This window comes from Streptomyces sp. NPDC001663 (assembly GCF_042893105.1).
Classification (GTDB): domain Bacteria; phylum Actinomycetota; class Actinomycetes; order Streptomycetales; family Streptomycetaceae; genus Streptomyces.
Genome location: NZ_JBIAUR010000005.1, coordinates 99,582 through 112,081, shown reverse-complemented (window position 1 = coordinate 112,081; position 12,500 = coordinate 99,582). Strand labels below are relative to the sequence as shown.

The 12,500-nt window shown below is 71.4% G+C and carries 10 protein-coding genes; 8 read left to right on the top strand and 2 right to left on the bottom strand.

Annotated elements, in window-relative coordinates; translation table 11 throughout:
• The first annotated feature begins 337 nt into the window (after positions 1-337).
• From ACFY1L_RS17415 to ACFY1L_RS17390, 6 genes are all read left to right on the top strand, one after another.
• Positions 338-661, top strand: a complete 324-nt coding sequence (locus ACFY1L_RS17415; protein ID WP_003977346.1) for an integration host factor — start codon at positions 338-340, stop codon at positions 659-661.
• 58 nt (positions 662-719) lie between these two features.
• A complete protein-coding gene (gene gmk, locus ACFY1L_RS17410; RefSeq protein ID WP_361259447.1) occupies positions 720-1,277 on the top strand; it encodes a guanylate kinase in 558 nt (185 codons plus the stop codon).
• Positions 1,278-1,327: 50 nt separating this feature from the next.
• On the top strand, positions 1,328-1,600 hold the full coding sequence (gene rpoZ / locus ACFY1L_RS17405) for a DNA-directed RNA polymerase subunit omega (RefSeq protein ID WP_003988945.1): 273 nt from the start codon (positions 1,328-1,330) through the stop codon (positions 1,598-1,600).
• Positions 1,601-1,699: 99 nt separating this feature from the next.
• Entirely contained in the window at positions 1,700-2,902 is a 1,203-nt protein-coding gene (gene coaBC, locus ACFY1L_RS17400) for a bifunctional phosphopantothenoylcysteine decarboxylase/phosphopantothenate--cysteine ligase CoaBC (RefSeq protein WP_388824206.1), read from the top strand.
• Positions 2,903-3,142: 240 nt separating this feature from the next.
• Positions 3,143-4,351: a methionine adenosyltransferase gene (gene metK, locus ACFY1L_RS17395; RefSeq protein ID WP_388824204.1), complete on the top strand. Its 1,209-nt coding sequence runs from the start codon at positions 3,143-3,145 to the stop codon at positions 4,349-4,351.
• Positions 4,352-4,754: 403 nt separating this feature from the next.
• Positions 4,755-6,908 (top strand): primosomal protein N', encoded by a 2,154-nt coding sequence (locus ACFY1L_RS17390; RefSeq protein ID WP_388824202.1) that lies wholly within the window; start codon positions 4,755-4,757, stop codon positions 6,906-6,908.
• A 104-nt stretch (positions 6,909-7,012) separates the two neighbouring features.
• Here the strand turns inward: ACFY1L_RS17390 and ACFY1L_RS17385 are convergent, their stop codons facing one another.
• Entirely contained in the window at positions 7,013-7,555 is a 543-nt protein-coding gene (locus ACFY1L_RS17385; RefSeq protein WP_388824200.1) for a hypothetical protein, read from the bottom strand.
• A gap of 260 nt (positions 7,556-7,815) precedes the next feature.
• Here ACFY1L_RS17385 and fmt point away from each other — a divergent pair, with 260 nt between their 5' ends.
• Positions 7,816-8,748, top strand: a complete 933-nt coding sequence (gene fmt / locus ACFY1L_RS17380; RefSeq protein WP_388824198.1) for a methionyl-tRNA formyltransferase — start codon at positions 7,816-7,818, stop codon at positions 8,746-8,748.
• Between the two features lie 89 nt (positions 8,749-8,837).
• Positions 8,838-10,256, top strand: coding sequence for an RsmB/NOP family class I SAM-dependent RNA methyltransferase (locus ACFY1L_RS17375; protein WP_388824196.1), 1,419 nt, complete (start codon positions 8,838-8,840; stop codon positions 10,254-10,256).
• Here ACFY1L_RS17375 and ACFY1L_RS17370 read toward each other — a convergent pair.
• Positions 10,237-12,396 carry an MMPL family transporter gene (locus ACFY1L_RS17370; RefSeq protein WP_388824194.1) on the bottom strand — a complete coding sequence of 720 codons (2,160 nt, stop codon included), beginning with the start codon at positions 12,394-12,396 and terminating at the stop codon, positions 10,237-10,239. The two genes, ACFY1L_RS17375 and ACFY1L_RS17370, sit on opposite strands and share 20 nt — an antisense overlap.
• Positions 12,397-12,500 lie beyond the last annotated feature (104 nt).

Genomic DNA, 12,500 nt, shown 5'->3' with positions numbered 1-12,500 from the left:
GTGACGACCGTAGGAAACTTCTGCGACGACCGTATGCGGCTTTCGCGACGGTCGTCGCGGGTGTTCGAGCAGCTCGCACGAGACCTCCGATGAGTGGTCCGAGGCCTGCTTGAGGCTGAATACATCCTCAAATCCAGGGCATTATGTCCTAAATGTCCGGCCTGACGGAGGCTGACCAGGACTTTTCCGCTGTTCTCGCTGACTCTGGCGGAGTTGGCCGCTAGTCTCCGACGCAGAGTGAACGGGCAAGCGTGTTGCTCGTGGCTCCCCAGGTGTGGGGCGACTAGGTTCCTCACCGGTCCGTATCCGACAGTTCGACATCCGAGGTGACGTAGGCGTGGCTCTTCCGCCCCTTACCCCTGAACAGCGCGCAGCCGCGCTCGAAAAGGCCGCCGCGGCTCGCCGGGAGCGGGCCGAGGTCAAGAATCGACTCAAGCACTCCGGCGCCTCCCTGCACGAGGTCATCAAGCAGGGCCAGGAGAACGACGTCATCGGCAAGATGAAGGTCTCCGCCCTGCTCGAGTCCCTGCCGGGCGTGGGCAAGGTCCGCGCCAAGCAGATCATGGAGCGACTCGGCATCTCCGAGAGCCGTCGTGTGCGCGGCCTCGGTTCCAACCAGATCGCTTCCCTGGAGCGTGAGTTCGGCAGCACCGGCTCCTGATCCGGGCAGTCCGGACCGGGAGTCCCGGGCACTCCGGGATTGCTGGAATAATCGCTGCATGAGTGAACGTCCGCGGCTGACCGTGCTCTCCGGCCCCTCCGGGGTCGGCAAGAGCACGGTCGTCGCCCATATGCGCAAGGAACACCCCGAGGTCTGGCTCTCGGTGTCGGCGACGACCCGCAAGCCCCGCCCCGGCGAGAAGCACGGAGTCCACTACTTCTTCGTCACCGACGAGGAGATGGACAAGCTGATCGCCAACGGCGAGCTGCTGGAGTGGGCCGAGTTCGCCGGCAACCGCTACGGCACACCGCGTGCGGCCGTGCTGGAGCGCCTGGAGGCGGGTGAGCCCGTCCTGCTGGAGATCGACCTCCAGGGGGCGCGGCAGGTCCGCGAGTCCATGGCGGAGGCCCAGCTGGTGTTCCTGGCTCCTCCCTCCTGGGAGGAGCTCGTGCGCAGGCTCACCGGGCGGGGCACCGAGCCGCCCGAGGTGATCGAGCGCCGCCTCGAAGCGGCGAAGATCGAGCTGGCCGCGGAGCCGGAGTTCGACGTGACCTTGGTCAACACCTCCGTCGAGGACGTGGCGCGCGAGCTGCTAGCCTTGATGGACGTAGTGTGATCACGATCTGTGATCATGACGATCTTTTCCCATCCATCGGAAGGTAGAGCGTGTCCTCTTCCATCTCCGCGCCCGAGGGCATCATCAACCCGCCGATCGACGAGCTCCTCGAGGCCACCGACTCGAAGTACAGCCTCGTGATCTACGCGGCCAAGCGTGCTCGCCAGATCAACGCGTACTACTCGCAGCTCGGCGAGGGCCTCCTCGAGTACGTCGGTCCGCTCGTCGACACCCACGTCCACGAGAAGCCGCTCTCGATCGCCCTGCGCGAGATCAACGCGGGTCTGCTGACGTCCGAGGCCGTTGAGGGCCCCGCGCAGTAGTACTTTCACATTGCAGTTGGCTTTTCCACAGGCCCGGCAGCGCGACTGTCGGGCCTGTGGTGTGTCATGGAGTCGTAGGTTCGACGAAGGGGAGACCTGGTGGACAAGCCGAAGGTCGTGCTGGGCGTCAGCGGTGGCATCGCCGCCTACAAGGCCTGTGAGCTGCTGCGCAGACTGACCGAGTCGGGCCATGACGTGCGCGTGGTGCCCACGGCCTCCGCGTTGCACTTCGTCGGTGCCGCCACCTGGTCCGCCCTCTCCGGCAACCCGGTCTCCACGGAGGTCTGGGACGACGTCCACGAGGTCCCGCATGTCCGCATCGGGCAGCACGCCGACCTGGTGGTCGTGGCCCCGGCCACCGCGGACATCCTGGCGAAGGCCGCCCACGGACTGGCGGACGACCTGCTGACCAACACCCTCCTCACCGCCCGCTGTCCGGTCGTCTTCGCGCCCGCCATGCACACCGAGATGTGGGAGCACCCGGCCACCCAGGAGAACGTGGCGACGCTACGGAGCCGGGGTGCCGTCGTCATCGAGCCCGCCGTCGGCCGCCTCACCGGCGTCGACACCGGCAAGGGCCGTCTGCCCGACCCGACGGAGATTTACGGCATCTGCCGCCGCGTACTGTCCCGGGGCGTCACCGAGCCCGACCTCAAGGGCCGGCACGTCGTCGTCAGCGCCGGCGGCACCCGCGAGCCGCTCGACCCGGTCCGCTTCCTCGGCAACCGCTCCTCCGGCAAGCAGGGGTACGCCCTGGCCCGCACCGCGGCCGCGCGCGGGGCCCGCGTCACGCTCATCGCCGCGAACACCGGACTGCCCGACCCGGCGGGCGTGGACGTCGTCCAGGTCGGCACGGCCGTGCAGCTGCGCGAGGCGGTCCTCAAGGCGGCCCCGGACGCCGACGCCGTCGTCATGGCGGCCGCGGTCGCGGACTTCCGCCCGGAGACATACGCCGCCGGAAAGATCAAGAAGAAGGACGGCCAGGACCCGGACCCCATCGTGCTGGTGCGGAATCCGGACATCCTCGCGGAGATCTCGGCGGAGCGCGCCCGTCCCGGGCAGGTGATCGTCGGCTTCGCCGCCGAGACCGACGACGTGCTGGCCAACGGCCGCACCAAGCTGGAGCGCAAGGGCTGCGACCTGCTCGTGGTGAACGAGGTGGGGGAGCGCAAGACCTTCGGCTCCGAGGAGAACGAGGCGGTGGTGCTGGGCGCCGACGGCAGCGAGACCCCCGTCCACCGGGGCCCGAAGGAGCATTTGGCCGAAACCGTCTGGGACCTGGTGGCGGAGCGCCTCAGCTGAATGTTTCATTCGCTTCTCGGTCCCCTCAAACCTCTGCCACAGAGGTGTGGCGGCCCTGGTCAAGGCCGCCGGGGATTGGGCAGAATGCCCGTGCCGCAGGTCACAGCGCTCCCGAGAGGCGAGACAGGGGGGCCGGTGGCAGAGTGCGACCGATAAACTGTTCTCGGACGATGCCGGGCGCAGCCCCCGAGCCCGTCCGCCAATGATCAGCCAGCAGCCGCTGCAACCCCAGGGAGCGTTGTGTCCCGTCGCCTGTTCACCTCGGAGTCCGTGACCGAGGGTCACCCCGACAAGATCGCTGACCAGATCAGCGACACCATTCTCGACGCGCTTCTGCGCGAGGACCCGACCTCCAGGGTCGCGGTCGAGACCCTGATCACCACCGGCCTGGTGCACGTGGCCGGAGAGGTCACCACCAAGACCTACGCGGACATCGCGACGCTGGTCCGCAACAAGATCCTCGAGATCGGTTACGACTCCTCGAAGAAGGGCTTCGATGGCGCCTCCTGCGGCGTCTCGGTGTCCATCGGCGCGCAGTCCCCGGACATCGCGCAGGGCGTCGACACGGCGTACGAGTCGCGGGTCGAGGGCGACGAGGACGAGCTGGACCGCCAGGGCGCGGGCGACCAGGGCCTGATGTTCGGTTACGCGACCGACGAGACGCCGACCCTCATGCCGCTGCCGATCTTCCTGGCGCACCGCCTGTCGAAGCGCCTCTCGGAGGTCCGCAAGAACGGCACCATCCCCTACCTGCGCCCGGACGGCAAGACGCAGGTCACCATCGAGTACGACGGCGACAAGGCCGTCCGCCTCGACACCGTGGTCGTCTCCTCGCAGCACGCGAGCGACATCGACCTGGACTCGCTGCTCGCGCCCGACATCCGCGAGTTCGTCGTCGAGCCGGAGCTGAAGGCGCTCCTGGACGAGGGCATCAAGATCGACACGGAGAACTACCGCCTCCTGGTCAACCCCACCGGCCGCTTCGAGATCGGCGGCCCGATGGGCGACGCCGGCCTCACCGGCCGCAAGATCATCATCGACACGTACGGCGGCATGGCCCGCCACGGCGGTGGCGCCTTCTCCGGCAAGGACCCGTCCAAGGTGGACCGTTCGGCGGCGTACGCGATGCGCTGGGTGGCGAAGAACGTGGTCGCGGCCGGTCTGGCCTCCCGCTGCGAGGTCCAGGTCGCGTACGCGATCGGCAAGGCCGAGCCCGTGGGTCTCTTCGTCGAGACCTTCGGTACCGCCAAGATCGACACCGAGAAGATCGAGAAGGCCATCGACGAGGTCTTCGACCTCCGCCCGGCCGCCATCATCCGCGACCTCGACCTGCTCCGCCCGATCTACGCCCAGACCGCGGCGTACGGCCACTTCGGCCGCGAGCTGCCGGAGTTCACCTGGGAGAAGACGGACCGCGTGGACGCACTGCGGAAGGCTGCGGGGCTGTAAGTCCCGAGCTTCCTCGCGAGGCCCGGTTCCCGTTCGGGAGCCGGGCCTCGGCGCGTTCCCAGCCGGAATTGGCTGGCCGTCCGAACCGGTGGATCCGTACCATGATGATCTCCCGGTGCGATGGCCGCGGTTCCTTCGGTGGAGTGCGCTCTGTGCGTGCGGTGAATCTGGAAAACGGTGTGCCGCTGCCGTTCTGATCTCGGGAGAGCCGACCGATGCGGCCCGGTGCGATGGCTGCGGGTACTTCCGGGTAATCCCCTCGCAGGTTCGAATCCTGCTGCCGGTCCCGGACCGGTATGGCCGAGTGGCCCAAGGCAGAAGCGCCTCGTGGCGTTCGTGATCCGCCGCCGGACTGATCTCGGGCGCGCGTCGGTTGTCAGCGGCGTTTGGTAAGAATGCAAGCGTGAGCAGCGAGAACGAGCAGTCGGGTGGCGGGGTCGAAGGGGCGCCGCCCGAGCAGCTTGCGCTCATCAGGGAGAGTGTGCGGAAGGCCGAGGTGCCGCGGGCCAAGCCGCGCACCTGGCGGGGGGCCGCGCTGGCCAGGGAGCTGCCGGTCGCGCGGGTGCTGGTCGACAAGGGTGTGCTGCATCTCGACCGGTACTTCGACTATGCGGTGCCGGAAGAGCTGGATGCCGACGCTCAGCCCGGGGTGCGGGTGCGGGTGCGGTTCGGGGCCGGGCGGCATCGCGTGCGGGACGGGCGGCGTGAGGGCGGCGGGCTGATCGACGGGTTTCTCGTCGAGCGGCTGGCGGAGTCCGACTACTCCGGGCCGTTGGCCGCGCTGGCTCAGGTCGTTTCGCCCGAGCCGGTGCTGAGCGAGGAGTTGCTGGGGCTGGCCCGGGCCGTGGCCGATCGGTATGCGGGGAGTCTGGCCGATGTGCTGCAGCTTGCCGTGCCGCCGCGCAGTGCGCGCGCCGAGCAGCGACCCTCGCCCGAGCCGCTCCCGGCGCCCGCGGCGCCGGAGGCGGGGTCCTGGGTGCGATACGAGCACGGGGGCGCGTTTCTGGAGTCGCTGGCGTCGGGAGGTGCGCCGCGCGCCGTGTGGAACGCGCTGCCCGGGCCCGAGTGGAGCGAGGAGCTTGCGCGGGCCGTCGTGGCGACGCTGGCCTCCGGACGTGGCGCGCTGGCCGTCCTGCCCGACGGGCGGGCGGTCGCGCGGGTCGACGCCGCGCTGACCGCGCTGCTGGGGGACGGGCGGCATGCCGTGCTCACCGCCGACGCCGGACCCGAGAAGCGGTACCGGGAGTGGCTGGCGGTGCGGCGAGGAGCGGTGCGGGCGGTCATCGGGACGCGGGCCGCCATGTTCGCACCCGTCCAGGATCTCGGGCTCGTCGCCATCTGGGACGACGGGGACGACAGCCACAGCGAGCAGCACGCACCGCAGCCGCATGCGCGTGAGGTGTTGTTGTTGCGGGCCGCCCAGGACAAGTGCGCGTTTCTGCTGGGCAGTTGGAACTGCACCGTGGAGGCGGCCCAGCTGGTCGAGAGCGGTTGGGCGCGGCCGATCGTCGCCGGGCGGGAGCAGGTGCGGGGGGCCGCGCCGCTCGTGCGGACCGTCGGGGACCAGGACCTTGCGCGCGACGAGGCCGCGCGGGCGGCCCGGCTGCCGACGCTCGCCTGGCAGGCCGTCAGGGAGGGGCTGCGGCACGGGCCGGTGCTCGTGCAGGTGCCCCGGCGGGGATACGTCCCGCGGATGGCGTGCGCCAACTGCCGGGCGCCCGCACGGTGTCGGCACTGCTCAGGGCCGTTGGAGGCGCAGGAATCGGGGACGGCCCTGCGGTGCGGGTGGTGCGGGCGGGACGAAGCCGGCTGGCACTGCCAGGAGTGCGGTGGGTTCCGGTTGCGGGCCCAGGTGGTGGGGGCGCGGCGGACCGCCGAGGAGTTGGGGCGGGCGTTTCCCGCTGTTCCGGTGCGGACGTCCGGGCGCGAGCACGTACTCGACACCGTGCCGGGGGCGCCCGCGCTGGTCGTGAGCACACCGGGAGCCGAGCCGGTGGCCGAGGGCGGATATGCGGCGGCGCTGCTGCTGGACGGCTGGGCGATGCTCGGACGGCCCGATCTGCGCGCCGGCGAGGACGCGCTCAGACGGTGGATCGCGGCCGCCGCGCTCGTGCGTCCACAGGGGGCCGGGGGCACGGTGGTCGTCGTGGCCGAGCCGACGTTGCGGCCCGTGCAGTCGCTGGTGCGCTGGGATCCCGTAGGACATGCGGTGCGGGAGCTCGCCGAGCGGGCCGAGCTGGGCTTTCCGCCGGTGTCGCGGATGGCGGCCGTGTCCGGTACGGGGGAGGCGGTCGCGGAGTTCCTGCGTGCGGTCGAGATGCCGCGGGAGGCCCAGGTGTTGGGGCCGGTGCCGTTGCCGGTCGCGGCAGCGGGGCGGCCGCGGCGGGTGGGGGCACCGCCGCCGGGGGAGCACTGGGAGCGAGCGCTTGTCAGGGTGCCGCCGGGGAGCGGCGCCGCACTGGCATCGGCGCTGAAGGCCGCGCAGGCGGCGCGGATGGCGCGGGGGGCCGGGGAGGCCGTGGTCCGGGTGCGGATCGATCCGCCCGACATCGGCTGAGGTCGCCCGGCACGAGGTGGGGAGCGGCTCGACCTGCAAGCAGGTCCCGACCTGCGTCTGCCCTCCCGGATGCGTGCCGGGAGGGCAGGAGGGGGGAAGGTGGCTCAGCCGTTGCGGGGGCCGGGGAAAGCCGTTGGCCTGACCTCGTCGCGGAGGGCGGGGCTGCCCGCCGTCGGCTGGGTCGGCATCGAACGGGCCGCGGGAACCGTCGGCACCGTGGGGATGCCGGTGTTCACGCTGACGGTCCGGGGTGCCGTCGGCTCGGCGGCCCGCTCGGTCTCGGCGGCCGCCTGGGCCGCGGCACGACGGGCGCCGTAACGGCGGTGGACCGCCTGCTTGGTGACCCCCAGCGCGGAACCCACCGCGTCCCACGAGAAGCCGAGGGAACGGTCGAAGTCGACCGCGGCCGTGACCAGGGTCTCGACACTGTCCCGCAGCTCCTGGGCGAGACGGACCGTCGGGGCGGGAGCGCGTCCGTAGACGACGAAGCCCGTGGAGGGGCCGGAGCGGCGCGGGCGGTAGACATTGCCCAACTGGGCGGTGAGCGTGCGCAGTGCGTCCACCTGCCGGCGGACCCGCTCGATGTCCCGCACCAGCAAGTGCAGGCTGGCCCGAGCCTGGGCGTCGTGGGTTGCGTGGTCGGCCATGAACAAGCCTCTCGAACCGGCGTTGAAAAGGACAGGGCCGCGCGATTGCGGCCCGTTGTGGTCAACTCTTTCTTGACCAACGCGGGAGCGGTCCGCGGGTCACGCAGTGGGGGCGTGTGGGCATATGCGTACGCCCCCGGGAGGGGGTGTGTGCGCCGTCGGCGGCTTTCCCCGTCGTCGCGAGAACTCGCCGCACAGCCTTGGTCATAGACTTGTGTGTCGCCCGCAACCGCCCCTGCCCGAGAGGCCCGTACCCACCCATGAAGCTCGTCTTCGCCGGGACCCCCGAGGTCGCCGTTCCCGCTCTGGACGCTCTCATCGCCTCCGGGCGGCACGAGGTGGCCGCCGTCGTCACGCGGCCCGACGCGCCGGCCGGGCGGGGGCGCAGGCTGGTCGCGTCGCCCGTGGCGCAGCGGGCGGAGGAGGCCGGGATCGAGGTGCTGAAGCCGGTCCGGCCGCGGGACCCGGAGTTCCTGGAGCGGCTGCGGGAGATCGGGCCCGACTGCTGTCCCGTCGTCGCCTACGGCGCGCTGCTGCCGCGCGTCGCCCTCGACGTCCCCGCCCACGGCTGGGTCAACCTGCACTTCTCGCTGCTGCCCGCCTGGCGGGGCGCCGCGCCCGTGCAGCACTCCATCATGGCCGGGGACGAGATCACGGGGGCCTCCACCTTCCTCATCGAGGAAGGGCTCGACTCAGGGCCCGTGTACGGGACGGTCACGGAGGAGATCCGGTCCACCGACACCAGCGGCGACCTGCTGACCCGCCTTGCCTTCGCCGGTGCCGGGCTGCTCGCCGCGACCATGGACGGCATCGAGGACGGCACGCTGAAGGCCGTACCGCAGCCGGGCGAAGGCATCACCCTCGCGCCGAAGATCACCGTCGAGGACGCCCGGGTGGAGTGGTCCACCCCGGCCCTGCGGGTCGACCGGGTCGTGCGCGGGTGCACCCCCGCTCCCGGTGCCTGGACCACCTTCCGGGGCGAGCGGCTCAAGCTGATCCAGGTCACGCCCGTGCCGGAGCGGACCGACCTGGCGCCGGGTCAGCTCGCCGTGGGCAAGAACAGCGTTCATGTCGGGACCGGTTCGTACGCCGTGGAGCTGCTGTGGGTGCAGGCCCAGGGCAAGAAGCCGATGCGGGCGGCGGACTGGGCGCGCGGTGTGCGCATCGCGGACGGCGAGACGCTCGGCGGGTAGCAACGGGGAGGCGCCCGGCGGGTAGCGGGGGGACGAGCGGGACGTACCCTTGGGGCGTATCCAAAACAAACTTCCGGAGCACCTTTTTCGTGAGCGACACCTCCCGTGGGCCGCGCAAGCCCGGCAAGCCCTACCGGCGGCCCAAGAAGGACCCCGTCCGCATCCTCGCCTTCGAGGCACTGAGGGCGGTGGACGAGCGGGACGCGTACGCCAACCTCGTACTCCCGCCCCTGCTGCGCAAGGCGCGCGAGAAGGGCGACTTCGACGGGCGGGACGCGGCGCTCGCGACCGAGCTGGTGTATGGGACCCTGCGGCGGCAGGGGACGTACGACGCGGTCATCGCCGCCTGTGTAGACCGGCCGCTGCGTGAGGTCGATCCGCCGGTGCTGGACGTGCTCAGTCTCGGGGTGCATCAGCTGCTCGGGACGCGGATTCCGACGCATGCCGCCGTGTCCGCCTCCGTCGAGCTCGCCCGGGTCGTGCTCGGTGACGGGCGGGCCAAGTTCGTCAACGCCGTGCTGCGGAAGGTCGCGCAGGACGACCTCGACACCTGGATCGAGCGCGTGGCGCCGCCGTACGACGATGATCCCGAGGACCATCTCGCCGTCGTGCACTCGCATCCGCGCTGGGTCGTCTCCGCGCTGTGGGACTCGCTCGGCGGCGGCCGGGCCGGCATCGAGCAGCTGCTGGCGGCCGACAACGAGCGGCCCGAGGTCACCCTGGTCGCGCGCCCCGGACGGGCCACCACCGAGGAACTGCTCGGCGAGGAGGCCGCGGTGGCCGGGCGCTGGTCGCCGTATGCCGTGCGGCTGAGCGAGGGCGGGGAGCCCGGGGCCATCCAGGCCGTGCGGGAGGGGCGCGCGGGCGTACAGGACGAGGGCAGTCAGCTCGTGGCGCTGGCGTTGGCCAATGCGCCCCTCGACGGGCCCGACGGGAAGTGGCTCGACGGGTGTGCCGGGCCCGGTGGCAAGGCCGCGCTGCTTGCCGCGCTCGCCGCCGAGCGGGGTGCCGTACTGCTCGCCTCCGAGAAGCAGCCGCACCGGGCCGGGCTGGTCGCCAAGGCGCTGCACGGCAATCCCGGGCCCTACCAGGTCATCGCCGCCGACGGGACCCGGCCGCCGTGGCGGCCCGGCTCCTTCGACCGCGTGCTGATGGACGTGCCCTGCACCGGGCTCGGCGCCCTGCGGCGGCGGCCAGAGGCGCGCTGGCGGCGCCGTCCCGAGGACCTGGAGGGGTTCGGTCCGCTCCAGCGTGACCTGCTGCGCTCCGCCCTGGACGCGGTGCGGGTCGGCGGTGTCATCGGCTACGCGACCTGCTCGCCGCACCTTGCGGAGACCCGGGCGGTCGTCGACGACCTGCTCAAGCAGCACCCCGAGGCGGAGCTGATCGACGCGCGCCCCCTCCTGCCGGGCATGCCGGACCTCGGCGACGGTCCCGACGTCCAGCTGTGGCCGCATCTGCACGGGACCGACGCCATGTACCTGGCCCTCATTCGGAGGACTGGCTGACCTTCGCGCCGACCGCCTCGGCGGCGCGGGTCTCCCCGTCCTCGTGCGCCAGATGGTGCGGCCACCACACCTTCTTGCCCACGTCGAGGAAGAGGGAGGTGACCAGCACGGAGCGGACGACGAAGGTGTCCAGCAGTACGCCCAGTGCGACCGCGAAGCCGATCTCGGCGAAGCCCACCATCGGCAGTGTGCCCAGGGCGGCGAACGTCCCGGCGAGGACCAGGCCGGCCGAGGTGATCACCGCACCGGTCGCGGCCAGGCCCGTGACCACGCCGGGGCGGGTGCCCTGACGCTTGGCCTCCTCGTGGATACGAGTGGTCAGGAAGATGTTGTAGTCGATGCCCAGCGCGACGAGGAACACGAAGACGAACAGCGGGAAGGCCACGTCCTCGCCCGCGTAGTCGAAGACGTACCGGAAGGCCAGGGCGCTCAGGCCCAGTGCCGTGGCCAGGGACAGTATGACCGTCCCGATCAGCAGCAGCGGGGCCACCAGGGCGCGCAGCAGGATGCCGAGCACCAGCAGGACGACGGCCAGGACCAGGGGGATGACCAGGTAGTTGTCGTGTGTCTGGGCGTTCTCCATGTCCAGCAGGGCTGCCGTGCCGCCGCCCACCTGGGCGTCGGCGCCGGGCACGGCGTGCACCGCGTCGCGGACCCGCTCCACGGTCGCCTTGGCCGCGTCGCTGTCGGCCGGGGCGCGCATGGTCGCCTCGAACAGCACCTGCCCGTTCTGCTCGGGCGTGGTGCCGGGCGGTACGCCGATGCTCTGCGGGACGACCCCGCGGTCCGCGGCGACGGCCCGGCCCACCTGCTCGGCCTGCGCCTTGTCGGAGACGATGACGAGCGGATCGCCGGTGCCCGCCGGGAAGTAGCGTGCGGAGACCTTCTGGCCGGTGATCGAGTCCGGGGTGTTGGTGAAGGCGTCCGCGTTGGCGATTCCCGACGCGCGCAGCTGGAACAGGCCGAGAGACAGTGCGATGAGCACCGCCGCCGTGATGCTCCAGACCATGCGTGGACGGCGGGCGATGGCGCGGCCCATGCGGGCCCAGACGCCGCTCTTGGTCGGATCGGCGGACCCGTGGTGAGGGATCGCCGGCCAGAAGATCCAGCGGCCGAAGATAAGCAGCAGGGCCGGGAAGAGGGTGAGCATGGCCAGCAGCGCGATCGCGACGCCGATGGCTGCCACGGGGCCGAGGCCCCGGGTCGAGTTCATCTCGGCGACCAGCAGGACCAGCATGCTCAGGACGACCGTCGCACCGGAGGCCATGACCGCCGGGCCGGCCCGGTTCATGGCCAGCTCCATCGCCTCGTGCCGGCTCGTGTGGCGGCGCAGCTCCTCCCTGTAGCGGGCCACCAGCAGCAGCGCGTAGTCGGTGCCCGCACCGAAGACGAGCACCGTCAGGATGCCCGCGCTCTGGCCGTTGACGGTCAGACCGGCGTGTTTCGCGAGCAGATAGATCAGCGCCTGCGCCGTGAACAGGGCCGCCACCACTCCGATCAGCGGCACGAACAGCAGGGTCGGACTGCGGAACGTGATCAGCAGCATCACGATCACGACGGCCATCGCGGAGAACAGCAGCGTCGAGTCGATGCCCTCGAAGGCCTTGGAGAAGTCGGCGGACGTGCCGCCCGGCCCCGTGATGTGCACGGCGAGCCCGCCGCCGCCCTTGCCCGTCTGGTCGCGGATCGAGTCGACCGCGGGCGCGATGCGCTGCCAGCCCTGCGCGTCCATGGTGATCGGCACGTAGATCTGCGCGGCCCGCGGTGCCGTCTGCCGGTCGTAGACGGGCCCACGGGTCTCCGCGCCGCGGATGCCGTGGTCGTGCAGCGCCTTGATCTGGCGGGCGTCCTCGGCGATCTGCTGCCGGTCCTGGACGGTCAGTCCGCCCGGGCGTGCGTAGACGACGACCGCCGGGATCTGCTCGGGCCTGAAGTCCTCGGAAGCGTTGAGAACCTGGGTGGACTCCGCGGAGCCGGGCAGCCAGGACTGGGCGTCGTTGTCCTGGGCGTCGTTGAGTTTCATCCCGAACGGGGCCGCGATCACGAGGACCACCAGCCACAGGACCACGATCAGCCACTTGGAGCGCCGTCCGCACACGAACCGAATGGAGTTCCGCTTCCAAACGTCGAGTTGCCTCATGGCGACCCCCGTGGCCGTACGTGGTGCCGGTCGGCGGCCCAGCATGGCACGCGTCGCCCGCGGACAACATCCGATGAACGGCTTAGGTCTGGACCGGCGCGAAC

Excerpts from the sequence above, each read along its gene's own strand:
- gmk (WP_361259447.1), top strand. The coding sequence starts at position 720 with ATGAGTGAACGTCCGCGGCTGACCGTGCTCTCCGGCCCCTCCGGGGTC.
- ACFY1L_RS17385 (WP_388824200.1), bottom strand. The coding sequence starts at position 7,555 with ATGGCCGACCACGCAACCCACGACGCCCAGGCTCGGGCCAGCCTGCAC.
- fmt (WP_388824198.1), top strand. The coding sequence starts at position 7,816 with ATGAAGCTCGTCTTCGCCGGGACCCCCGAGGTCGCCGTTCCCGCTCTG.
- ACFY1L_RS17370 (WP_388824194.1), bottom strand. The coding sequence starts at position 12,396 with ATGAGGCAACTCGACGTTTGGAAGCGGAACTCCATTCGGTTCGTGTGC.